Annotated in this window: 20 protein-coding genes and 2 pseudogenes; 15 read left to right on the forward strand and 7 right to left on the reverse strand. The window is 70.2% G+C overall.

Translation table 11 applies throughout. The annotated features are described in order from the left end of the window. Positions 1-46: 46 nt before the first annotated feature. Together D7X12_RS21545 and D7X12_RS21550 are read right to left on the reverse strand one after the other, a co-directional pair. Complete coding sequence (locus D7X12_RS21545) at positions 47-316, reverse strand: phosphopantetheine-binding protein (protein WP_120627160.1); 270 nt, start codon at positions 314-316, stop codon at positions 47-49. Positions 317-324: 8 nt separating this feature from the next. Further along, the gene (locus D7X12_RS21550; protein WP_120627161.1) at positions 325-1,992 is read right to left on the reverse strand and encodes an AMP-binding protein; all 1,668 of its coding nucleotides are present in this window, start codon (positions 1,990-1,992) and stop codon (positions 325-327) included. 284 nt (positions 1,993-2,276) lie between these two features. Here D7X12_RS21550 and D7X12_RS21555 point away from each other — a divergent pair, with 284 nt between their 5' ends. The 10 genes from D7X12_RS21555 to D7X12_RS21600 are packed head-to-tail and all read left to right on the forward strand — an operon-like array spanning position 2,277 to position 10,882. Continuing rightward, positions 2,277-3,140, forward strand: a complete 864-nt coding sequence (locus tag D7X12_RS21555; RefSeq protein WP_244224697.1) for a thiamine pyrophosphate-binding protein — start codon at positions 2,277-2,279, stop codon at positions 3,138-3,140. Continuing rightward, entirely contained in the window at positions 3,137-4,186 is a 1,050-nt protein-coding gene (locus D7X12_RS21560) for a transketolase family protein (RefSeq protein ID WP_120627163.1), read from the forward strand. Before D7X12_RS21555 ends, D7X12_RS21560 begins: the two co-directional genes overlap by 4 nt. 1 nt (position 4,187) lies before the next feature. Further along, complete coding sequence (gene lysW, locus D7X12_RS21565) at positions 4,188-4,394, forward strand: lysine biosynthesis protein LysW (protein ID WP_120627164.1); 207 nt, start codon at positions 4,188-4,190, stop codon at positions 4,392-4,394. A gap of 9 nt (positions 4,395-4,403) precedes the next feature. Next, on the forward strand, positions 4,404-5,246 hold the full coding sequence (locus D7X12_RS21570) for a RimK family alpha-L-glutamate ligase (protein ID WP_120627165.1): 843 nt from the start codon (positions 4,404-4,406) through the stop codon (positions 5,244-5,246). After that, a complete protein-coding gene (gene argC, locus D7X12_RS21575) occupies positions 5,243-6,286 on the forward strand; it encodes an N-acetyl-gamma-glutamyl-phosphate reductase (RefSeq protein ID WP_120627166.1) in 1,044 nt (347 codons plus the stop codon). The genes D7X12_RS21570 and argC overlap by 4 nt, the downstream gene beginning before the upstream one ends. Positions 6,287-6,322: 36 nt before the next feature. Further along, positions 6,323-7,183: a family 3 encapsulin nanocompartment shell protein gene (locus tag D7X12_RS21580; RefSeq protein ID WP_120627167.1), complete on the forward strand. Its 861-nt coding sequence runs from the start codon at positions 6,323-6,325 to the stop codon at positions 7,181-7,183. Further along, positions 7,183-8,178, forward strand: coding sequence for a sulfotransferase (locus D7X12_RS21585; protein ID WP_120627168.1), 996 nt, complete (start codon positions 7,183-7,185; stop codon positions 8,176-8,178). Before D7X12_RS21580 ends, D7X12_RS21585 begins: the two co-directional genes overlap by 1 nt. Continuing rightward, on the forward strand, positions 8,156-8,935 hold the full coding sequence (locus D7X12_RS21590; protein ID WP_120627169.1) for an SDR family NAD(P)-dependent oxidoreductase: 780 nt from the start codon (positions 8,156-8,158) through the stop codon (positions 8,933-8,935). The genes D7X12_RS21585 and D7X12_RS21590 overlap by 23 nt, the downstream gene beginning before the upstream one ends. After that, positions 8,932-9,804 carry a [LysW]-aminoadipate kinase gene (locus tag D7X12_RS21595; RefSeq protein WP_120627170.1) on the forward strand — a complete coding sequence of 291 codons (873 nt, stop codon included), beginning with the start codon at positions 8,932-8,934 and terminating at the stop codon, positions 9,802-9,804. The genes D7X12_RS21590 and D7X12_RS21595 overlap by 4 nt, the downstream gene beginning before the upstream one ends. Further along, complete coding sequence (locus D7X12_RS21600) at positions 9,791-10,882, forward strand: M20/M25/M40 family metallo-hydrolase (RefSeq protein ID WP_120627171.1); 1,092 nt, start codon at positions 9,791-9,793, stop codon at positions 10,880-10,882. The genes D7X12_RS21595 and D7X12_RS21600 overlap by 14 nt, the downstream gene beginning before the upstream one ends. A 539-nt stretch (positions 10,883-11,421) precedes the next feature. On the opposite strand, the pseudogene D7X12_RS21605 reads toward D7X12_RS21600, so the two are convergent. After that, a pseudogene (locus tag D7X12_RS21605) lies at positions 11,422-11,535 on the reverse strand (IS5/IS1182 family transposase); the annotation flags it as partial. A gap of 381 nt (positions 11,536-11,916) precedes the next feature. Continuing rightward, complete coding sequence (locus D7X12_RS21610; RefSeq protein WP_244224698.1) at positions 11,917-12,369, reverse strand: hypothetical protein; 453 nt, start codon at positions 12,367-12,369, stop codon at positions 11,917-11,919. Positions 12,370-12,492: 123 nt separating this feature from the next. Here D7X12_RS21610 and D7X12_RS45600 point away from each other — a divergent pair. Then, positions 12,493-12,924, forward strand: a pseudogene (locus D7X12_RS45600) (M12 family metallopeptidase); the annotation flags it as partial. 92 nt (positions 12,925-13,016) lie between these two features. Here the strand turns inward: D7X12_RS45600 and D7X12_RS42965 are convergent. Beyond that, positions 13,017-13,517 (reverse strand): tetratricopeptide repeat protein, encoded by a 501-nt coding sequence (locus D7X12_RS42965; protein ID WP_244224702.1) that lies wholly within the window; start codon positions 13,515-13,517, stop codon positions 13,017-13,019. 438 nt (positions 13,518-13,955) lie between these two features. Between D7X12_RS42965 and D7X12_RS42970 the strand changes: the two genes are divergently transcribed. Further along, positions 13,956-14,159 (forward strand): hypothetical protein, encoded by a 204-nt coding sequence (locus D7X12_RS42970; protein WP_158620091.1) that lies wholly within the window; start codon positions 13,956-13,958, stop codon positions 14,157-14,159. On the opposite strand, the gene D7X12_RS42975 is transcribed toward D7X12_RS42970, so the two are convergent. Continuing rightward, on the reverse strand, positions 14,143-16,290 hold the full coding sequence (locus D7X12_RS42975; RefSeq protein WP_158620092.1) for a hypothetical protein: 2,148 nt from the start codon (positions 16,288-16,290) through the stop codon (positions 14,143-14,145). The two genes, D7X12_RS42970 and D7X12_RS42975, sit on opposite strands and share 17 nt — an antisense overlap. A gap of 194 nt (positions 16,291-16,484) precedes the next feature. Between D7X12_RS42975 and D7X12_RS21625 the strand changes: the two genes are divergently transcribed. From D7X12_RS21625 to D7X12_RS21635, 3 genes are all read left to right on the forward strand, one after another. After that, positions 16,485-18,908, forward strand: coding sequence for a GH25 family lysozyme (locus D7X12_RS21625; protein WP_244224699.1), 2,424 nt, complete (start codon positions 16,485-16,487; stop codon positions 18,906-18,908). Between the two features lie 819 nt (positions 18,909-19,727). Beyond that, positions 19,728-20,663: a hypothetical protein gene (locus tag D7X12_RS21630; RefSeq protein WP_244224700.1), complete on the forward strand. Its 936-nt coding sequence runs from the start codon at positions 19,728-19,730 to the stop codon at positions 20,661-20,663. A gap of 280 nt (positions 20,664-20,943) precedes the next feature. After that, positions 20,944-21,816 carry a universal stress protein gene (locus D7X12_RS21635; protein ID WP_244224701.1) on the forward strand — a complete coding sequence of 291 codons (873 nt, stop codon included), beginning with the start codon at positions 20,944-20,946 and terminating at the stop codon, positions 21,814-21,816. A gap of 68 nt (positions 21,817-21,884) precedes the next feature. Here the strand turns inward: D7X12_RS21635 and D7X12_RS21640 are convergent. Next, positions 21,885-23,612 (reverse strand): leucine-rich repeat domain-containing protein (locus tag D7X12_RS21640; protein WP_120627177.1); only part of this gene is annotated, 1,728 nt, incomplete at its 5' end.

A 23,612-nucleotide genomic window follows, 5' to 3' on the forward strand; every position in this document is an offset into this window, starting at 1 on the left:
GCGCGCTCGGGGCAGGGGTGGGGGCCGCCTCGCGGGGCGGCGCGACTCAGGCGTTCGGTGCCTCGCGCAGCTCCTCACACAGCGATGCCACGTCCCGGAGCGTGGTGAACAGGTCCACCATGGACAGCTCCACGCCCAGCTCCTTCTCGATGCGGTTGGCCAGGACCGTGGCCATCAGCGAGTTGCCGCCAAGCTCCAGGAAGTGGTCCTCCGGGTGCACCACCTCCACGCCCAGCAGCTCCCGCCACCAGCCGGCCAGCTTCCGCTCCATGTCCGTGAAGGACGCGTCGTCGTGGGTGCCCTCGATCAATTCCATCCCTCCGCTCAGGCGGGCTTCAGCCGGTCCCGCAGCAGGTACTTGCGCACCTTGCCGGTGGCCGTCTTGGGCATCTCATCGATGATGTCCAGGCGGTCCGGCCAGTACTGGTTGGACATGCCCTGCTGCTTGAGGTGGTCGCGCAGCTCGGTGAGCGTCGGGGGCGCTTCGCCCTCGCGCACCACCACCACCGCGCACACCCGCTCGCCGCCAATCTTGTCGTCCGAATGCGCGACGACGGCGACCTCCTTCACCTTCGGGTGCGAGTACAGCGCGGACTCCACCTCCACCACGGGGATCTTGTACCCGTACCGGAAGATGACGTCCTTGAGCCGCCCGACGATGCGGATGCCGCCCCGGCCGTCGTCGCGCGCCAGGTCGCCCGTGTCGAACCAGCCGTCCGCGTCCACCGCCGCCGTGTAGACGTCCTCGCGCTTGAAGTAGCCCAGGCACTGGCTGGCGCCCCGCACCAACAGCCGCCCCGTCCCGTCCGGGTAGGGCGTGCCGTCCTCCGCGATGGCCGGGACGATCTTCGTCTCCATCCACGCCACCGCCTGCCCGTCGCTCTGGCTGGGCCAGTCCGGCGGGTCGTCATGGCGGGTGATGGTGACCGCGCCGTTCTCCGTCATGCCCCACAGCGTGTGCAGCCGCACGCCGAACACCTCGCGCACCGCCGCGATGAGGTGCGGCGGCACGGGGATGGACCCCGTGGCGATCTGCCGCAGTGTGGACGTGTTGCGCTGGCGCTTCTTCTGCAACGCGATGAGGTTCATCAGGTACGTGGGGATGCCATACGTGAACGTGACGCCGTGCTCCTCGAAGAGCTGGAGCGTCAGCTCCGGGTCGCCCACGTCCATGTAGACGGCCGTGGCCCCCAGCAGCATGGGCATCAGGTACGAATACGTGAAGCCCGTGGACGCCGTCAGCAGCGACGGCAGCGCCACCACGTCCGTGCCATCGATGGCCAGCGTGTCGCACAGCGCGCGCGTGATGCCGTAGTTGGTGTTGTGGGAATGCACCACGCCCTTGGGCTCTCCCGTCGTGCCGGACGTATAGAGGATGTTGCACACGTCATCCGGCCCCGCGGGCGCCACGCCCGCGAGCGACGCCTCCTCCTCCCACCTGCGCTCGATGAAGTGGCGCTCGAAGTCCCGCTCGCCCGCCTGGAGGTCGTCGTTGCTGCCCAGCAGCACCCGGTGGCGCAAGGACGGCAGCGCCGCCGCCATCTCCCGCGCCATGTCCCGGTGCGAGTGCCCCGACCAGGTCGTGGGCCCCACGTACACCGCCGCCTCCGTGCGCCCCAGGATGAACTCCACCTCCCGCCGCCGGTAGTCCGGAGGAATGGGCGCGATGACCGCCCCCAGCCGCGCGCAGGCCAACGCCAGCGCCGTGAAGTGCCAGCCATTGGGCAATTGCACCGCGACGATGTCCTCGCGACCCACCCCCAGCTCCCGCAACGCCAACGCGAACCGCTCCATGTACCGCGCCAGCTCCGCGTAGGTCAGACGCGTGACGTCCTTGGAAAAATACCGTGCGGCAATGATTGCAATCTTTTCCGGATGCGCCTCGACGCAACGACGCAGATCGTCAACCACGGTGGTGTCGCGCCACCAACCCTTGCTCCGGTACTCCGAACCCTTCACCAACGCCGTTGCGTTATGGAAGCGCTGCCCCATCTGAAGGTCTCCTCCGGTTGACGTGACGTCTGGGAATGCCAAGCGTGATGCGCGCGCAACGCCGCGAGATTGCCGGGCTAGGCGGTTTTTTCTTGTACATCCACAACTCAGGAAAATCCGCGTTGACGGCACATGATGCGGTTTCCTAGGGTGTCTAACAACAGCCGGAAAACGGGGCTGGCGCCAGCGAAGCAACGGGCATGACTCTCTCGGCGAATCCATCCACACCCGGGCCTGCGCATGACGCGCGGACGCCTGATGAACCCACGGCCGCCAGTGGCTCCGTGGCGCCTGTCCGCTCGTCGGACGGGAGCGCGGGCGCTGCGTCGGACGCGGGGTTCGCGCTCTTGCCCCGGCGCGCGCGGCGCATCCGGCAGACCATCCTGCGGCTGGCGGCGACGCCGGCGGGCTGTCACCTGGGCGGCTCGCTGTCGATGGTGGAGATCTTGGTGGCGCTCTTGGGGCGGGTGATGCGCGTGGATCCGCGCGCGCCCCGGGCGCCGGAGCGCGACCACCTCATCCTGTCCAAGGGGCACGCGGCGGCGGGGCTCTACGCGGCGCTGGCGGAGTTCGGCTTCGTGGACGTGGAGGCGCTGGTGCGCGGGTACAACGCGGACGGCAGCATCTTCACCGGCCACGTGAACGCAGCGGTGCCGGGCGTGGAGTTCGCCACCGGCAGCCTGGGCCATGGCCTGGGGCTGGGCGTGGGGCTGTCATTGGGCCACCGGCTGCGCGGGGAGCCCAACCGCACCTTCGTCGTCTGCGGCGACGGGGAGATGGGCGAGGGCTCCAACTGGGAAGCGCTCCAGGTGGCGTCCCACCGCAAGCTCACCGCGCTGACGCTGATCATCGACCGCAACGGCGGCCAGAACGACGGGCCCACCGAAGCCATCCTGTCGCAGGACGCGCTGGTGCAAAGGCTGGACGCGTTCGGCTTCCAGGCCCTGGAAGTGGATGGCCACGACCTGACAGCGCTGTGCGCGGCGCTGGAGGCGCCCGTCGTGGGCGAGCGTCCGCGCGCCATCGTCGCCCGGACGCTCAAGGGCGCGGGCGTGCCGATGCTCAAGGGCAAGGGGCCGCACTATGCGGTGTTCTCCCAGGAGCACCTGCGCCGCGCGCTCGCCTCGCTGGGGGAGGACGGCTCATGAGCGCCTCTGTCGTGCCTCCGGGGACGCCGGGCCCGGACTTGGCGCTCGCGCCGGAGGCGTGGCTTGCGGCACACCCCGCGCTGTCGTCGCGGCTGGTGTTCCGGCACGCGGCGGCGCGGTTCGCGGAGGAGGATGCTCGCGTCGTCTTCCTGGAGGCGGACCTGGGCGGCGGGGGCGACCCGTTCGAGTCGCGCCACCCCCAGCGCTACTTCAACCTGGGCATCTGCGAGGCCACCATGCTGGACATGGCGTGTGGCCTGGCGCACGTGGGCCACACCGTCATCGCGCACAGCTTCGCGGCGTTCGGCGTGATGCGCGCGTGCGAACAGGTGCGGCTGAACATGGCCTATGCGCGCGCCAACGTGAAGCTGGTGTGCGACTACGGCGGCGTGGCGGGCGCGTTCTTTGGCCCCACGCACCACGCCATTGAAGACCTGGCCGTGCTGCGCGCGATGCCCAACCTCACGGTGGTGTCGCCCGCGGACGGCCTGGAGACGGTGCACGCCACCCGCGCGATGCTCGCGTACGACGGGCCGGTGTACCTGCGGCTGGGCCGCAACCGCGTCACCCGCCTGGACGGTCCGCGTCCGCCCTTCGAATTGGGCCGCGCCGCGCTCCTGCGCGAGGGCGACGACGTGGGGCTCCTCGCGCACGGTGAGGTGGGCGTGTCGGTGGCGCTGGAGGCCGCGCGGCTCTTGGAGGCGCAGGGGCTGTCCGCGCGCGTGCTCAACGTGCACACGCTGAAGCCGCTGGACGAGGAGGCGGTGCGCGAGACGGCGTCGCGCACGCGGCTGCTCGTGACGGTGGAGGAACACAACGTGCTCGGCGGACTGGGCAGCGCGGTCTGCGAGACGGTGTGCGCGCTGGACCTGAACCGGCGCGTGCTCCGCGTGGGGTTGCAGGATCGGTATGACGCGGTGGCGGGCTCGCACGAGGCGCTCCTGCGGGGCCATGGGCTGGAGGGCGGGCTGGTGGCCGAGCGAATCCTTGGAGTGCTCCCAAGAACCGCAGTGTTTGCCGTGGGATCCGAAGCGAGGAGGGACTGACATGTTGGCCCAGAACCACACGAACCCGACGACGGATGCCGTGGTCGCGAACCAGTGTCCGCTGTGCTCGCAGCAGGTGACGGCCGCGAACCGCATGGTGGGGGAGGTCCTCTCCTGTGAGGGCTGCTCCGCCGAACTGGAGGTCGTGGGCGTGAACCCCCTTCGCCTGGAGGAGGCCCCCGAGGTCGAGGAAGACTGGGGGGAGTAGCCCCAGGCCATGCGCAAGGTCGACCTCGTCTATACGCGCGTGCGCACCGAGGAGAAGCTCCTCCTCGAAGCGCTGCGCAGGCGCGACTGCGCCGTCACCATGGTGTCCGATTCCGGGAGGGTGCTGTCGATGGACCGACAGCCCGCTTCCGAGTCGGACACCGTGCTGATGCGCAGCATGTCCTTCACGCGCGCGCGCTACCTGGCCACGTTCCTGGAGATGAAGGGGCTGCGCGTGCTCAACAGCGCGCGGACCATCTCGCTCTGCGGCGACAAGGCCCTCACGTGCGCCGCGCTGGCCGCGAAGGGCGTGCCCATGCCGTGGTCGTTCGTGGCCTTCGACGAGGACGCGTGTCTGGAGGAGGTTGAGCGCCGGGGCTACCCCGTGGTCACCAAGCCCGTGCTGGGAAGCTGGGGGCGGATGGTGGCGAAGCTCGACTCGCGCAGCGCCGCGGAGGGCGTGCTGTCCACGCGCTTCGGCACCGGCGGCGCGCAGGACCACGTGGCGCTGGTGCAGGAGTACGTGGACAAGCCGGGCTATGACTTGCGCGTCTACGTCATCGGCCGGGCGGTGGGCGGCCTGCGCCGCCGCTCCGAGCACTGGATTACCAACACCGCGCGGGGCGCCGTACCGGAGCGCTACGAGGTGCCGGTGCTGCACGCGAAGCTGGCGGAGGCCGCGGCGGAGGCGGTGGGCGGGGACATGGTCGCGGTGGACCTGCTGGAGACGCGCGACGGCCACGTCTACGTCAATGAGATCAACCACTGCGTGGAGTTCGCGCGCAGCATCGAGGAGACCGGCGTGCCTCTGCCGGACCTCATCGCGGAGTACGTCGTCGGGAGCGCGCGATGAGCGTGCGCGTGGCGGTGCTGGGCGCGGCGGGCTACACCGGCGGCGAGGTGCTGCGCCTGCTCCTGGCGCACCCGGCCGTGGAGGTGGTGCAGGCCACGTCCACCCAGTTCGCCGGCAAGCGGCTGGACTTCCCGCACCCGCACCTGCGCGGATTGGGCACCCTGCGCTACACGCCGCACGACGCGCTGGAGGCGTGCGACGTGCTGGTGAGCTGCCTTCCCCCGGGAGAGTTGCTCCTGCGCTGGCCGAAGGTGGCCCGGCTGGCGGAGCGGGTGGTGGACCTGAGCGCGGACTTCCGCCTGGACGCGGCGGGGCACGCGCGCTGGTACGGCAAGCACCCGCGCCCGGAGGACGTGCCCACGTTCGTCTACGGCCTTCCGGAATGGATGGGGGACGCGCTCGCGGGCGCGCGCCACGTCGCGGTGCCCGGGTGCATGGCGCACGCGGGCCTGCTGGCGCTGCTACCCCTGGTGCACGCAGGCCTCGCGCGCACGGACGTGCTGGTGGTGGACGCGAAGACGGGCTCGTCCGGAGGCGGCTCGACACCCGACCGCTCCTCGCACCACCCGGAGCGCGCGAACGCGCTGCGCTGCTACAAGCCGGTGGGCCACCGCCACACGGGGGAGCTGGAGGGCATCGTCGAGCGCGTCACCGGCGCGAAGTCCTCCATCCACTTCAGCGCCACGGCGGTGCCGGGCGTGCGCGGCATCCTGGCCACTGTGCACGCCTTCGCGGCGCGGCCGGTGGACGAGGCGGAGGTGGTGCGCGCCATCGCCACGCGCTACCGCGAGAAGCCCTTCGTGCGGCTGCTGCGGCCCAATGCGTCCCTGTCACCGTTCCCGGAGCCCGGGCCGCTCTTGGGCACGAACCACTGTGAGCTGGCGGTGGACGTGGACGGGGAGCGGGGCCGCATCGTGGTGAATGCCGCCATCGACAACCTGGTGAAGGGCGCCGCCGGCACGGCGGTGCATGCGCTCAACCTGATGCTGGGCCGTCCGGAGACCGAAGGCCTGGGCTTCCGCGGTCTGCATCCGCTCTAGACAGCGTCGTCACAGCGTCGCGAGGAGTCTCACGCCATGAGCATCAAAGTGAAGGCGGACGTGTCCATCTCCCCCGGGGCGGCCTTCGCGGCCGCGGTGCAGCAGCACGGCACGCAGGCCCACGTGGACTACGACAACTCCATCGTGGACGCGTTCCCCGGCTTCAAGCGCCGGCCCCGCATCGCGGTGCGCGGCATGTTCAAGACCGCCAAGGCGGAGCGCGACCCGGTGCCCTTCTGGTACGAGACGCACCCGCAGACGAAGGCCGCGGGCCCGGTGGAGGACGTGGACCTGCGCCCCGAGGCGGGCTTCGAGTTCCACCAGGACACCCAGGCCCTCAAGCCCACGCGCGCGTGGATCCAGGTGCCGCGCAACCTGCTGGAGGATCCGCAGTCGCTGGCGCAGTTCATCGACTTCCGGCTGCTCGTGCGGCTGAACACGGCGGAGAACCAGGCGCTCTGCATCGGCAAGGGCGGGGAGGGCGTGCGGGGCCTCTTGCACACGCCGGGCATCGTGCGGCTGCCAGCGCAGAAGAACGCCGTCGCGTCGCTGCTCAACGCCTGCGCGCAGGTGGAGCAGATGGGCGGCTCCGCGGACGGCATCGTCATCAACTCGTTGGATTTCTACGCGCACCTCGTGGGCCAGTCCTCGCTGCTGTCGGACCTGGCGAGCATGGGCATCCGCCTGTGCCGCACGCGCATGGTGAACCCGGGCACCATCATCGTCGGGGACTTCACCGCCGCGGCGACGCTCTATGACAGCCAGCGCTCCGTCATCCGCTTCGCGGAGGCGCCCCCGGGCATCTTCCCGCGCGAGGGGCTGGCGGCGTACGGCGAGGTCTACACGACGCTCGCGGTGCACCTGCCCACCCACTTCTTCGTGGCGTCGCTGACCTGATGTCCGCCCCGCTCACGGTCCTCTACATCACCGGCTGGTGCCGCAGCGGCAGCACCATCCTGGGCAACGTGCTCAACGAGGTGCCGGGCTGCTTCCACGTGGGGGAGCTGAGCTTCCTGTGGAAGAACGCCTACGGGAACGGCTCCAATACGTTGTGCGGCTGCGGCCAGCAGCTGGTGGACTGCGGCATCTGGAAGACGGTGCTGACCTCCGACGTGCCGGCGGGGATGACGCCCCACGAGCACGCGGCGGCGGTGGTACAGCGGCAGCAGGCCGCCGTGCGCACCCGGCACACGCTGCGCGTGCTGGACGAGGCGGAAGGGTCCGAGGCGCTCCAGGCGCACGCGGACTTCCTCGCGCGCACGTACCGCGCCATCGCCCGGGCCACCGGGAGCACGGTGCTGGTGGACAGCGGCAAGTTCCCTTCCGAGGCGGCGCTGCTGCCGCGCGTGGAGGGCATCCGGCCGCTGTACCTGCACCTGGTGAGGGATCCTCGCGCGGTGACGCACTCGTGGACGAAGACGAAGCAGTACGTCGTCCCGATGTCCGCCGTGCGCAGCACCGCGTATTGGGTGGGCTTCAACGCCGCGTCGGAGGAGGTGACGCGCAGGTTCCCCGGCCAGTCGCTCTTCCTGCGCTACGAGGACTTCATCGCCGCGCCGGACCGCACCGTGGACACGGTGTTGGACCTGGTGGGCGTGCCGCGCGAGCACAACCCGGTAAAGGGCCGCACGGTGGTGCTGGGGAAGAACCACACCGTCACCGGCAACCCGGACCGCTTCCGCAGCGGGCCCACGCTCCTGCGCGGCGAGGACGACGCGTGGAAGGGGGAGCTGGCCTCCGGTGCGCGCGCGCTCACCGTAGCGCTCGCGTGGCCCCTGATGGCGAAGTACGGGTACTTCAGCGGCACGCTGCCTTCCCCGGCGGTGGGGACTTCAGCGGCCACGGACTCCAACTCCAGGAGGGACGCCAGTGGAACTGGGACTCGCCCATAAGGTCGCGCTCGTCGCCGGAGGCTCCAGTGGATTGGGGCTCGCGGTGGCGGAGGAGCTGGCGAAGGAGGGCGCGCACGTGGCCATTGGCGCGCGCGACGCGGACCGGCTGGCTCAGGCGGAGGCCCGCCTGAAGGCCGTGGCCCGGGGTGGCCGCGTGATGGCGACGAACGTGGACGTGAAGGACGACGTCAGCGTCCGGCGCTGGGTGGAGGACGTGGCCGCCAGGATGGGCGCGCTGCACGTCGTCGTCACCAACAGCGGCGGGCCGCCTCCGGGGCCGCCCTCCAGCTTCGGCGTGGACGCGTACCGGAGCGCGGCGGACGCGGTGCTCCTGCCGCCCATCTCGCTGGCGCTCGCGGCGCTGCCGCATTTGAAGAAGGCAGGGTGGGGACGGCTGTTGTTCATCACCTCGGAGACGGTGCACCGGCCGGTGGCCCGCTTCGCGCTGTCTGGCTTTTCGCGCATGGGCATCATCGGCTTCTCCGCCGCGCTGGTGCAGGAATTGGGCGACGTCGGCATCACCGTCAACGTGCTGGCGCCGGGCTACATGCGCACGCCCCCGGTGGAACGCACGGCAGCGGGGAAGGCGGGCGACGTGGAGGCGGGGCTTCGCGCCATGGGCGCGCACATCCCGCTCAAGCGCGTGGGGCTGCCGGAGGAGTTCGCCGCGGCGGCGGTGTTCCTCGCCAGCGAGCGGGCGTCGTTCATCACCGGCACGGTGCAGCTGGTGGATGGTGGCGCGAGCGTCATCGGATGAGTGTCGGGGCCCCCGCTGCGTCTGCGTTACGTCCGCTCGTCGTGAAGATTGGCGGCGCGGCGGGCGTGGACCTGGAGAACGTCTGCGCGGACGTGGCGGAGCTCGTCCAGCGGGGGGAGCGCGTCATCGTCGTCAACGGCGGCTCGGACGCCGGGGAGCGGCTGCTGGGCGCGCTGGGCATGGAGCGGCCGGAGGTGACGACCGCGAACGGCAACGTCGTGCGCCTCACCTACGCGCCCACACTGCGCGCGCTCACCATGGCGTGGGTGGGTGAGGTGAACAAGGCCGTCGTCCTCGCGCTGCTGGCGAAAGGGGTCACCGCGCTGGGGCTGTGTGGCGCGGACGGGCGTGTGCTCACCGCGCGCCGGAGGCCGCCCCTCAAGTTGCAGACAGGGGACGGGCGGATGCGCATCGACCGGGAGCACCTGGCGGGCGAGGTGTCCGAGGTGAACACGGCGCTCCTGGGCACGCTCCTGGAGGGCGGCTACGTGCCCGTCGTGTGTCCTCCGGCGGTGACGCAAGAGGGCGTGCTGGTGAACGTGGACGCGGACGCCGTGGCGTCGGCCCTCGCGGCGGCGGTGGGGGCCCGGGCGCTGGTCATCCTCTCCAACGTGCCGGGGCTGCTGGCGGACCCGAAGGACCCCGCCACGCTTGTGCGCGCGAGCGATGACGTGCAGGGCTGCATGGCGCTGGCGGGCGGTCGCATGCGTTACAAGCTGGAGGCCGTGCGCCGGGCGCTGGAGGGCGGGGTGCCCACGGCGTACGTGAGCGCGTCGCGCGTGGCGCGGCCGGTGTTCTCCGCGCTGGAGGAGGCGGGCGGCACGAAGTTCACCCTTCGCGAGAGGACCGGGGCGGATGCGGGCGCGTGAGCCGGGCGTCGACTTGTTGCGGTGGATGGTGGAGCAGTACAGCCCCAGCCATCAGGAGGCGTCCTTCGCTGGAGCGCTCGTGGAGCGGCTGGGCACGCGCGGCTGGCGCGCCCACACCGACGAGGTGGGCAACGCCGTCGCCCGCTACGGGGACGGGGACACCGTCATCGCATTCCTGGGCCACATCGACACCGTGCCCGGAGAGGTGCCCGTGCGGCTGGAGGGGCAGAAGCTCTACGGCCGGGGCGCGGTGGACGCGAAGGGCCCGCTGTGCGCGTTCATCGAAGCGGTGGAGCTGCTGGACGACGCCGAGCGCGCCGGGAAGCAGTTCCTGCTCCTGGGCTGCGTGGAGGAGGAGGTGGCCGTCACGCGCGGTGCCCTGCACGTGCGCGAGCGGTATGCGCCGGACTTCGTCATCAACGGCGAGCCCAGCGGCGCGCACGCGGTGACGATTGGCTACAAGGGCCTCTTGCGCCTGGACCTGGAGCACCGCGCCAGTCGCCGTCACACCGCGAGCCGCGACTACCGCGCCGCCGCCGAGCACGTCATCGACGCGTGGAACGCCCTCAAGCGACTGTGTGACGACTGGAACCGCGAGCGCACGTCCCTGTTTGAACAGAACCTGCCGTCGCTCAATGCCTTTCAGACGGGCGCCACGGAGACGGAGGAGTGGGCCACCGCCGCGGTGAGCATCCGCACCGGCCCGTCCACCGACACGCAGGCGCTGCTCGCGGCGCTGGGCAGCGTGCCCACGGTGACGGTGCGCACGGTGGCCCAGAAGCACGCCGTGTCCACGAACGGCAATGACGCGCTCTCCCGCGTCTTCAAGCAGGCCATCCGCGAACGCGGCGTGAAGCCCACGCTGCGGCTGAAGACAGGCACGTCCGACTGGAACACCGTGGCCTCCGCGTGGAGCGTGCCCACCGTGGCCTACGGCCCTGGCGACGCGGCGTTGGACCACACGCCCCACGAGCACATCGACCTGGCGGAGTACGAGGAGGGCGTCGCCGTGCTCGCGCGCGTGCTGGCGCTGCTGCCGGTGAAGACGCCCTCCCAGCCGGATGCACGCCCAGATTGAGGGAGGGCAAGCAGTTACGGGGGGATGGGCGGCCAGCAGCCTTCCTCAAGGCCGATTCCGTGGCGCCGCGTCCAGGTGGAGTCCTTTGCTCACATGCCGCCTTCAGTGCGGTGGCATACGCCGCTCGGTGCCACTTCAAGTGGAAGAGAGACTTTACTCACGAGCGGCCCGGTGCCTTGAGCTTGCCCCCGAAACGTGTCGAACAGGAGAGTGCCATGCGAGAGCGTTTGCTCATCCGTGCAGTGGTCAGGCTCTTGACGCCTGACGAGGGCGGCACCCAGGGGCCGCTGGGAAAAGAATTCAGGCCAACCTGGGACATTGGAAGCCGAACATCCGATGGTCAGATGGCATTGGATAGTGGTTCTGTCACATTGGATGGCACAGGACCGCTTGTGCCGGGACAGGAGAAGGAAGCAGTCATTGAGCCGCTTCTGTCTGAAGCTTGGCGGCACCTGGCTCAGGGTATGGAAATTCCGATGCATGCTGGGGCCCGAGTCATCGGGTCTGCTCGAGTATTGGAGATCATACGGATTTAGAGCCTATTCCGGTAGGAGCGAGTGGAACCAGGTGATGATGCCCAGTGCGAAGTGCAGTATCGCCACGTAGGTGTCCTCTCGCTTCTCCCAGCGCACCAGCAGGTGTCGACGCCGTGAGTTCTTCGGCCTGCGCTGTGAGCGTCGTCTCGGCGTCGAATCATCCTTGTCGCCGATGGTTGAGAGGCCCAACAGCAGGCGACGTATCAGGATGAGCCCTGGCGTGGCTTGAGGGGGAAATCCCCCGGTAGGGGTTACGAGCGCAGGACACAGCCCCGCCCGACTGCGTCCTCGACGGATGCAACTCCCGCCTGGACGGACGCAACTCCCGGCGTCAACCCTGGGGCAACCAGGCGACGAAACATCAGCGCCGCGCCGTTCTGCTCCGTCCCCCAGACGGGGCAGCGGCGCAGTGCGCCCGTAGCGGGGCCCCATGCCGCGGGTGTACCCCCTTCATGTCCGGGGGCTTGGGGGCAACCCCGCCTCGTCATGGGCCCGGCGCTACTCGTACCAGGTTGGCACGATGTGCTGGATCTCCGGCAGCGCCGCGAGCTGGCAGAGCTCGTTCCACGCGGTGTCCGTCAGCGCACCGTGGCGCGAGGTGCAGGCAGCCTCGTGGGTCGGGTAGAGGAACAGCGTCTGCGTGGCCGTGTCGCAGCCCGCCCGCCCGCGTGACGCCATGGCCGACACCGACGGGGCGATCCGCTTCACCTCGGCGTGCGCGGCGGGTGCGTCCTTCGGCATACAGAACTCGACCGCCCCGTCGTTCTGGCAGCCCGCCTCCCGCGTGAAGGCGAGCTTGTGCGTGGGGCAGCCGGCGGTGCCGCTCGCGGCTGCCGTGTCCGGAGATGCTCCCGGAGTCGCACCCGAGGGATTGCCGGTGCGATTCGTGCCGCAAGCCAGCAGCGCGAGCAGCGCCAGGGACGAGACCACCGACCCGCAGGGACGACGCACGATGACCCCCTTCCTTCGAGTGGACGGCCTCCCTCCTACCACGCCCGCTTTCTCTTCGCCCCGGCCGCCGTGACTGCCGTCCTGGGCTGTTCCCTGGTGCCTTCCGCCTTCGCGGCGTCCGGCGTGCAGGAGCAGGACACGCTGTGGCCTGGAGGGATGGCCTATGTCCTCTCGGGCTACTCGGCCCTCGAAAAAGCCCAGATCGAGCAGTCGATCCACTTCATGCGCCAGGCGACAGGCTTTCGCATTGTCCCCAGGACGGATCCGAAGAACTACCTGCGGATCTACAGCGGGAAAGGCTGCTCCTCCCAATCGATCATGCTGTACCCCCGGACGCATCCCGCCATGTCCATCGAAGGCCGACCGGCGTTCGACTGCAAGCCGAAGGAGCATGGGACCGATGCCAATGACAGGCAGGGGCTGGAGCGGCTGTGCCGCCATGGGGCGCGCGGCGCGCTGGCGCTGGAGCGTTTGTCACGAGCGGAGGATGGCCGCTTCGCTTGGCGCATGAAGCGCTCGCAGCCGGACGGCACGACGCACCTGCTCTTCACCGGGCTGGAACTTTTACGGCGTGTGGCGTCCCTGGTGCCTCCGCCTCGGGCAAACCTCACGAGGCGCTCGACGGCCGGCCCGGGGACCCGCGACGCTCACGGAGCTGCCGCGCTCCGGGCCTTCTCCAGGCCGTCGCGGCAGCCGATGTCCGTCTCCTGCAGACGCACGCAGTTGCCAAAGGCCGCTTCCGCCTCGCTGAAGCGGCGCAGCTCCAGCAGCACCGTGCCCTGGTCCCGCCAGGCGTCACACACCTCCGGAGTGAGCTGCGGGGCCTGGGAGAGCACCCCATCGAATTCCTTCCGGGCCTCCGCCGCCTTGCCCAGCTTCAGGAGGGTCCATCCCAGGTGGTAGCGCGCATGGATATCGTCCGGAGACACCTGCAGGGTCCGCTTGAAGCTCTCCAGCGCCTGCGCGTGGGCGCCCTCCTCCAAGTAGGCCATTCCCAGGTTTCGCTGCGCCTCAAGGTGGTACGGGTTGTACCGCAGCGCACGCAGGAGGCGCTGCTTCGCCTTCGCGGTGTCTCCCTGCCGGAGCGCGACGAGGCCCCAGTTGGCCCACGCGTCGTCCGTGCGCTCCGGCGAGAACTCCAGCGCCATGGCGCAATGGAACTCCGCTTGTTGCAGGTTCCCTTCCGTGAGCGACCCGGCGCACAGCGCTTCGTAGTCGGCCCTGGGACAGGCCAGGACCGGGGGACTCCGTGCGCAGCCGGCAAGGAGCAAGGCGCACGACAGCGCGAGACGGGTCCATTGAGGAGACATGGCGCCCGAACCGTAGCCGGAGCATCGGACCGATAGACACCCTTTGAGCTGTCCGGCTCGTGAGCGGACGGACACGCGCGCCCCTTCGAGAGGTCCGTCCCAAGGGGGAGGGCCCCTGCGGCACGTGAACGGATACACTGCTGCAGAGCCCGGCGCGGCAGAGCGCGGCGCTGAAGGGTGGGGGGCAGAGGGGTGGGGCCCTGACTGCCAGAGGTCTGGCTGCGGCGGCCCTCGTGCCGGTGCAAGAGGCGGCACGTCCAACAGCTGGGCAAGCGGATGGGCACACTCAGCGACCTGGGCCATCCGAATGATCAACACCTGGCCTGGGACGGCATCGACCTGGGATGCAAGCTGGGCGACCCGCGCGTCGACGTGAACGCCTGGCTCTGGAAGACCGTGGGGTACACGGGCCAGCTCCCGTCGGCCGCGGAGGCCGTCGCGAGCCGAGGACCGTGGGAGATGCTCAAGGGATGGGCGTGAGCGGCAGCACGACGAGCTCCTCGGGATATGGCTTCTCCCGGGCGATCCGCACATAGGACAGCCAGCGGCCATCGGGCGACGCCATGGTGGCGCGCACGTCATAGGCCTCGGACTCCAGGGACAGCTTCCAGCACATCCACGGGCGCACCGCCGTGCACAGCCACGGCGAGCGTTCGTTCTTCGAGACGTGCAGCAGGAACCTGCCCTCCCCCAGGGAGGCGGAGCCTCCGCCGGCCCGCGCCGCGCGCGCCAGCTCCTCCACGGTGGGGGCACGCGTGCGCACGGGGCCCGCGTCCTCGGGGACTTCGATGACCTTGAACTCCGGGGACAGGGCGCCTCGCGAGGTGTCCGCGAACAGCGAGGCCCGCGGCGACAGCGGCAGGACGTCGCGCACCTCCTCCGAAATGGGAATGGAGCGGCCTCCCACCGGGTAGCACGAGCCCGGGTCATCCTGCGACTTCAGGAGCAGGTCCTCTTGCGGGAACGGGCGGTCCTGCGCGTCGACCGCGGGGCCCCACTTGCGCACCGCCGGGTCGTAGCAGCGCATCTGGTTTGTCCCATCCTGCTGGGCCATGCACAGGGTGCCATCCCTCCAGTACAACTGAGGCTGGCGCTCCGGGGGGATGCGGGGAACGGACCGCACCGGGCCGATGACCTCCGCCTTGCCCTTCACCGCCCCGACGCGCAGCGGAAGCGGAAGCGTAGCGGCCTGGAGCCGCTGCTGGAGGGCGCGCATGCCGTAGCGCTCGGCGCAGACGCCGTCGGTCTTCAGCGAGACATGCAGCTCCGGGTGGGCCCCGTCCGCGAGCGCCCGCCGGGCGGAGATGGCCTCCAGCGCCGTGGCGAGACAGCCCATGCGGGAGACATGCCCGTCCTCATCCGGCTTCCTCCCGTACGACACGACGCGCGCGTCATCATTCAGCTTCACCAACCGCGCGAAGGCGTCCAGGGCATCGAGGGCGGGCGCGTCGTCGCGGGCGAGCAGCGCCTGGAGCCGGGTTTCGGTCTCCGGCGCCAGGCCCCAGCGCACCGCGCCGAACGCCCCCATGTTCGCGGTCAGCGTCAACGCCGGGAAGCCGGGCACGCCCTCGACCCACAGCGACAAGCGGCCCGGCTGGCAACGCACCTTCACATCGCCTTCCGATGACCGGCTGTCCCCGGTGACGGCGGAGGCGCGGCGAACGAATTTCAAGCCCCCGGGTGCGGTCAATTCCTGACGCAGTTTCACCCAGCCGCTGTGGCAGGCGTCCGCGGGGTCGTAGCAGCGCATCCGCTTGCCGGTGTCCTGCTGCACCACGCACAACCGTCCCTGGCGCCAGAACAGGTCCGAGTCCGCTGTCGAGTCCGACTCGGGCGGCTGGAGCTCGCCGATGGTTTCGGGATCGCCTGTCTTCAACGGCGGGCGGTCTCCCTCCAGGTCCGGAGCCAGGACGTCGCGGGGGGAGTCCGGTTCCGGGTCGTCGCCCGCGGCCAGGGCGACGCGATTCCGGGCGCGCTCGAACGCGGCGGCCAGCCCCGCGACGCTGTCCGCCTCCGGCAGGTTCGCGTCGCGAACGTACATGCGGGAGGGAACGCCCTTGCCGACCAGGAAGTCCCATTCCTCCAGCGCCCTGCGAGCCCCGGCGTCGTCGCGGACCAGCAGGGGCAGGAGGCGGGCTTCGCTGTCCCGGGACACCCGAAACTTCAAGGAGGCGGAGCTGACGCCGATACCGATGGGCTCCAGCGTCAGCGGGGGGGCCTCGGGCACGCCTTCCACGGACAGCTCCAGCCGCCGCGCCTGGCAGCGGACGCGGATGCGGGGGCGCGGGGGAGGCGGTGGCAGTTGGGTGCCAGGAGCGTCATCCACGATGCGAAAGCTGCGTTCGACGTGTGAGCCATCTGGCAGGGACAGCTTCTGGGTGATGACCGCCTCGGCGGGCCGGCAGAAGTCCGCAATGGCCTGCCTCACGTCCACGGATTGGAAGACCGTGATGTCGGGGGTCTTGCCCAGCCCCAGGTCGCAGGCAGCGGACCCGGTGAGCTTGTCAGGAAGCGTCTTCGCCTCCGCGAAGGTGCTGGGCTCGGCGGCGAGGACCACGCCTTGCGACGGCGCTTCCGCCGCGGAGTCCAGGGGCGCGGACAGGGTCAGCAAGAGCCCCAGACACCCCCCACGAACGGTATGAAAGTGCATGCGCCCCGGACCGTATCAGCAGGCCATCCTGTCGCATCGATGATCCAAGCGAGATAAACAGGCTAGGCTAGAAAATCCAGTTTAAACCTCCAGGGAGCCCTATGCATCGCAGAGCCCGTCCAGGGAGCTTCATCCAACGCCTCATCTCAACCCCCATGACGATGCTGTGGGGCCTCGTCGTCCTGACCGCCTGCGGAGGCATGGAGCCAGAGGGCTCCGGGAGCCCCGCCGACGTGGTCCAGGAAGCGCAGGCCCTTGCACCGGCCAACGTGCAGGCCTTCTACGCGGAGTCTCGCTGGGGGACCCGCTTCGGCGTCACGGGCCCCTACTACGGCCCCTTGGGCCACCGGGGGCTCGACCTCTACGCGAGCGCGGGCCAGGCCATCCCCGCGCTTCGCTCGGGCGTCGTCCGCCGCGTCCAGTACTCCTCCATCGTGGGACACACCATCGCCGTGGAGTCCGCGCCGGGCGACTTCTCCGGGTACGCCCACGTCATCCGGACTCGCTTCGCGGTGGGCGACTCCGTCCAACAGGGCGACATCATCGCGTACGTGGCGGGCTCTGGAGATGCCCATGGCTCGGCGTGGACCGGGCCCCATCTCCACATGACCCGCGGCACCACGAACAACTGCGCCTTCGGAGAGAACGTCAGCGACCCCGCGCCGCTCATCCGCAACGTGCTCGGCACCGGCAGCGGCGGAGGCACCGGCAGCGGCGGAGGTTCCGGGGGAATCCAGATCAGCATCGACGAAGGGAAGATCCTCCAGCGCGTGGCCCAGCGCGGCGGCTACACGGGCGCGGTGGACGGCGTGCCCGGGGTCAACACGTGGAAGGGCATCCAGACGGTCCTTGGCGGCAAGGGCTTCTACTCCGGCCCCATCGACGGCGTTCCGGGTGAGAACACCTGGAAGGGAATCCAGCGGCTCGCGCAGCTCGGCGGGTACACGGGCCCCGTGGATGGCTTCCCGGGGCAGTACACCTACGCGGGGCTCAACACCTGGCTGGGCCAGGACCCCGGGACGCCCCCCCCGTCCGGGATGAGCGGCGTGTATGGGATTGATGTCGGCACGACGCAGCGGGACCTGGACTTCAATGCCATCCGCAGCGCCGGCTACCAGTTCGCGATCGTCAAGGCCGGCGGTTCCAATGTGTCACCCCTCTACGTCGCGCCCTACTACGCCCAGCAGGTCGCGCGGGCCCGCGCGGCCGGACTCCTCGTGGGGCACTATTGGATGGCGGGCTCGTACAACCCCGCCGGTGACGCCCAGTACTTCGCGGACCACCTGTATGACCACCGCCCCGGCGACCTGCTCGTACTGGACAACGAGGCCATCGACGACGGCATCTTCTGGAACGACTCCATGACCGCGAGCTTCATGCAGGCGGTCAAGACGCGGCTGGGCAAGGCTCCCTTCCTGTACACGTACTCGAGCCTGCTCAAGGCCAACACGTGGCCCCAGACGCAGGCCGTGGGCTCGAAGCTCTGGATTGCCCACTACACGGGCACGCCGGGCAACCCGTCCGTGGGGACGGCCTGGCCCACGTGGGAGATCCACCAGTACACGTCGTCCGGTAACCAGAACGGGATTCCGCTCGACCTGAACGTCGCGAAGCTGTCCGCGTTCGCCGGACTGGCCCAGCCCCCGCTGGGCGCGACTCCGCCTCCGCCGACGGCCATCCCCGGCGGGAGTGCTGGCGGCGGAGGATCCCCCGTCATCACCGTCCAACAGGGGACCATTCTGCAGAAGCTGGCGCGCCGGGGCGGCTACACCGGCCCCCTCGATGGCGTTCCGGGGGCCCAGACCTGGACGGGCGTCCAGAAGGCCCTGCGTGAGCTGGGGTATTACGCGGGACCCGTTGACGGCGCCCCGGGCCTCAACACCTACAAGGGATTGCAGTTGCTGGCCCAGGACGGTGGCTACTCGGGCCCCATTGATGGCATCCCCGGGCCCAACACCTACAACGGCATCCAGGCGTACCTGGATGGGTCCTCCGGCCCCGTGCCGTCCGTCACCCAGGCCCAGGGCATGACGCTGCAACGGATTGCCAGCGCGGGCGGTTATACCGGCGCGGTGGATGGCGTCCCCGGCACGAACACGTGGAAGGGTGTCCAGCAGGTCCTCAGTGGATATGCCTATTCAGGGCCGGTGGATGGCGTCATGGGCAAACAGTCGTACGCAGCGCTCCAGCGCTTCGCCGCGAAGGGCGGCTACACGGGCCCCCTCGACGGAGTCCTGGGCACCCAGTCCTGGGTGGGCGTGCAGACCGTGCTGCGGGGCTTCGGCTACACGGGCCCCCTCGACGGAGTCATGGGCACCCAGTCGTACGCGGCGCTCCAGCGGGTGGCGCGCCTGGGCGGGTACATGGGCCCCTCCGATGGAGCGATGGGCGCGAACTCGTGGCGCGGCCTCCAGACCTTCCTGAGCGGCGCCGGGTACACGGGCCCCATCGACGGAGCCCCCGGAACGAACACCTACAAGGTGCTCCAATCCCTGGCGAACCGGGGCGGCTACGCCGGGCCCATTGACGGCATCCCTGGCCCCAATACGTACGCGGGCCTGGAGAACCTCCTGGACTGACGCCGAGCCCCCTGTCCCGCTTCTCCGGCGTCCCCGGGGAGGCGGGGCCTCTTCGTGTCCGCGTGCGATGGGGACCGCTTCAGCCGGGTGCTGGCGGATTCGCACGCCATTGCCCGACCATCAGGTCGAGGTGCGTCCCGAGGGGGGCCCCTGCTGCAGGTGAAGGTTGAAAGCCCACGGCGGCCACGTCTGGGTGGAGGACGCGCCCGGCGGTGGCGCGGCGTTCGTGGTGACGCTGCCGGTGGACGGGGTGTAGGCGGGATTCAGGGAACGAGCGGCGTTCCTCCACTCTCGGCGGGAAATCCGAGCCGGAGGGACTTCGTCTCCTCATGGGCCAGGTCCACCGGCACGCGCAGGACCGCCGGGCCGTACCAGCCGTCGACAACGAAGTGAGCCTCCCCGGGGTTTGTGGACACCCGAGATGAGGTGACCGAAGGATGCCCATGACGGAGGCCCTGCCTCCGCGCTCACCGCATCCACTGACGGTAGGGCACGCGCGGCAGCACCTGCTCCACCCGCGGTGGATACCGTCCACGACAGTGCCTTCGTCCAGGCTCCGTGTTCTTCGAACGACGCGAGCCCTGTCGCTGGTGGATGAAGACCTCGGCCCGGAGTGCCAGGGGGGCCCAGGGCGTCTCGAATTCAGGCTAACTGGGTGATGAGGGCCCATCGCTGCGCCTGCTCACTTTCGCCTGCCCTCATTCCACACCTTTCCAGGGAAGGCCCATGACCTTCGTGGCGATGCAGGTAACCCGGTTTCGTGTCACTTCAGGCGCGTGGCCGTGCCTCGCGATGCTGTTGTTTGGAGCGGGCTGTGGTGTGAGCGCGGAGCCTGGAGCGCCGGTACTCCAGGACCTGTCCCCGCCGCGAACGGTGACCGTGGAGCAGTCGCTGGAGAGCGGCAATGGCCTGTCGCTCAACGGGCTGTCCTTCAACGGCCTGTCGTTCAACGGGCTGTCCTTCAATGGGCTTTCGTTCAACGGCCTGTCCAGCAGCGCCTTTGTGTCCTGGTTCCGCGAGGATCCGGTGCTGGCGGACATGGTGATGCGGTACGTCGTCCACTGCGCCGTCCCGGAAGGCCAGCAGCGCACCTACGCGGACGCCACCACGCGCCAGTCGCACACCTGGTCCGGAGGGTTGGGGCTGGCGCCGGCCTGGGCTGATGGCAAGCCGGCCACGCGGGTGGAGGAGCAGGTGGTGTCCGCGTGCCTGACGGCGCATGCGAACAAGTACGGGATGCAGGTGCCCATCTCCGTGCTGGGGCTCCGGGCGGATGGCCTGGCCATTCCCGTCACGGAGGAGGAGGCGAAGCGGTACAAGTGGAAGGAGTCCTGCTTCTTCGGGAACCTCTTCAGCGGCGAGGGCGCCTTCGTGGGGCGTGACAAGGGCCGGCTCAAGCCCCGCGAGAGTTCGTCCCGCGCCTGCTCGGTCATGGCCAGCCGGGACGACAAGGGCTTCGACGAGTCCGAGGAGGAGGCCAGCACGGAAGACCCGCCCGAGTGGGAGGGGGTCGACCGCCGCCACTGCGCACCGCTTGTCTACGTCGGCAGGTGCGAGCGCCACTGCGTCATGGACGCGTCGAAGACGTTCTACAAGTCCTGCACCTGGAACGGCGTCACCTACCAGCCCCTCACCACGCGGATGGACGAGCGCAACTTCTACAAGTGCGGTGATGGCATCTGCCAGCCCACCGAGGCCTGCGGGGAGAAGAACGACTCCCTGAGCTGCAAGGACGACTGCGGCACTTGCGGCTGAGCGCCAGGCGCGGCGAGAGCATGGGACCGATAGACGCCCTGGGAGCTGTCCCGCGCGTGAGCGGACGGACACGAGCGCCCCTTGGAGAGGTCCGTCCCGAGAGGGCGGGGCCCCTGCGGGAGGAGCCCGTCCAGCGGCCGTCCACGCCAGCGCGCTGGCGAGCGGCAGGTCGGTCCCCCGGAGGTGGGACGCGGCCTGGCGCGGTTCGGACAGCGGTGGCCTATCCTACGGGATGACCCTCACGCGAAGTCCGCCCCCGTCGCTCCTTCGGACGGTGCTCGTGGCCACCGACTTTTCGCCTGCCGCGGCGCGCGCCGTGGAGCGGACCGCCCGCCTGCCACTCGCCCCAGGGGCGGCCGTCATCCTGCTGCACGCGATTCCAGGACGGGCGCCCAGGGAGCTCGTGGAGCAGGCCCGGGAGCGGGCCGGCAGGACGCTGGCGGCCGTCGCACACGCGCTCCACGCCTCGCTTCACGCCGCGGGCTCCAGCGCCTCCGTCGAGGCGCGGCTCGTGTTCGGGAAGCCCGCCCCCACCCTCCTGCGTCAGGCCCATTCGATGGGCGCGGACCTGGTCGTCCTGGGCCGGCATGGCCGCCGGCCCTTCCGGGACCTGTTCCTGGGCTCCACCGCCGAGCACGTCATCCGGTACGGCCTGTCCCCGGTGCTCGTGGTCCACGGGCCCGTGGTGGACCGGTACCGCCGTCCCCTGGTGGCCGTGGATGCCGAGGAGACGTCGTGGCACGCCGCAGGCTTCGTGCCCGCCCTGCTGGAGCCGCGCACCTCGCTGCGGCTCATCCACGCGTTCGAGTCGCCGCTGGAATACATGTTCTTCTCCGGGCTGACGCTCGATGAGCGCGCGCGGTACCGGGAACGCTTCGAGGAGGCCGCGCTGCGCAAGCTCCGTCCGCTTCACCGGCACCTGGACGCCAGGGGCCTGCGCTACCGTCAGGCCCTCAAGCACGGCAGCCCGTACTCCATCATCCTGAAGGAAGCGAGCCGGCACCGGGCGGACCTGCTCGCGCTCGGCACCCAGGCGCGCTCCGGCTTGTCGCGCGTCCTGCTCGGGAGCGTGGCGGCGGACGTGGTTCGCGAGGCCGGCTGCGACATCCTCGTCGTCCGGCCCCCCGCCACGGACCGTGGCGGACCGTCATGAGCCAGGGTTGTTCAGCACCTGGGCCTTCCCTCGACAGCTGTTCGCGCGTTGAGCGGCCTGCACTCACCTCAGGGGGTGGACATCAGCCGGAGGCCATGCTCGCGCACCAGCGTGGCCCGCACCGCCTCGGAGACAGCCGTCTCGCGCAGGTCGAGCTCGCGAAGGAGGGGAAGCCGGTGGAGCGCGGGCATGCCGGCGTCCGTGACCTTCGTGCGCAGCAGGTACAACGTGAGCAGGGAGCCCGGGAGGTGAGCGAGCGCTTCGTCCCCGATGCGGGTGCCAGCGAGGCTCAACCAGGAGAGCTTCTCGAAGCCCGCGAGCATCTGCACGCCGTCGTCGTTCAGCCAGGTGCCTCCCAGGTCGAGCGTGACGAGGTGGGGGAGCTTCTGGAGCGGTTCCAGCCCCGAGCCGCTGATGGGGGTCCCCGAGACCTGGAGTGACTCCAGCTCCCGCAGCTCGGAGAGCTGGCCAAGGCCCAGGTCCGTGAGCAGCGTGCGGATGGCGCGGAGCGACTGGAGCCGGGAAAAGGTCCGAAGGGTGGCCACCCACCCGTCACTGAAGCCGGTCCGGCTCAGATCCAGGTGCCGCAGGACCCTGCGCGAGCCGAGCTGCTTCAATGCATCGGGGCCGATGCGCGTGGCGCTGAGGTCGAGTCGGGACAGCCGCCCCAGGGGCTCCAGCGACGCGAGCGACGCGTCCGCCAGCGCGAGACCCGAAAGCCCGAGGCTTTCGAGCGCCTGGTGGCCGGCCAGCGCTGGGAGGCCGCTCCCGGTGACGGCCGTGCGCGACAGCTCCAGGTCGCGCAGGTGGTGGAGGCCTTGAAGGTGTCGCAGCGCCGCGTTCCCGATCAGGGTGTCGTCGAGATGGAGAACCTCCAGCCGTGTGAGCCCGGCAAGGTGACGAACCCCTGGGCCGCGGATGTGTGTCTTGCTGAGCACCAGCACCCGTAGCACCGGCAACCGCGCCAGGTGGACGAGCCCCGCATCCGTCACCCCGGTGCTTCCCAGGTGGAGCGCGTCCAGCATGCGCAGCCCTCCAATGTGTGCCAGGCCTGGGTCCGAGACGGCCGTCCGCGCCAGGCCCAGCCAGCTCAGGGCCGGCATTCTTCTCAGGGCGCCGAGGCCGGCATTCGTGACGTGGGTGCCGCTCATGACGAGTGTGCGCAAGCGGTCCCCAGGCAGGGACGCAAGGACCGTGTCATCGACCGTGGTGTCCGAGAGATCCAACCACTCCAGCTCCGTCTGTGCCGCGAGCAGGCCGAGCCCCCGCGGGCTCACCGACGTGCCGCTGAGCGAGAGCCGGCGCAGCGTCGTCAGCGAGGCGAGGAGAACCAGCCCCCGGTCGGACACCGCGGTGGCATCCAGCCGCAGGAGGGTCAGGTGTGGCATTGCCTGGAGAGAGGCGAGCCCCGCATCGGTGACCCGTGTGCCGTCGAGGTGCAGCGCCTTCAACTGTGCCGCGTTCCTCAGGGCGGCGAGGTGCTCATCGCCGAACGCGGTATCGGAGAGATGGAGCGATATGACGGAGGTGCCCTCGACGAGGAGCGCGAGCAGGGCTGGGACGGGGAGGCCTTTGTCCCCGAAGGAGAGACCGGGGACGCGGTATTCGCGCAGCACGGCGGCCAGCGCCTGGGCCTGGTCCGCTGTCCTCACGGGCTCCAGAGGCTCGGCGTACGAGTCTCCGTCGGGAAGCGGCGGGGGGGCTCCATCACCCGCCGGCAGCAGACCCCACGGGGAGGACGTCCCGTCCGGCAGGAGCCGGTACACCTGGAGGGAGGGACGTGTGGGGGCCACGAC

The organism is Corallococcus sicarius (assembly GCF_003611735.1).
In the GTDB taxonomy this organism is placed as follows: Bacteria; Myxococcota; Myxococcia; order Myxococcales; family Myxococcaceae; genus Corallococcus; species Corallococcus sicarius.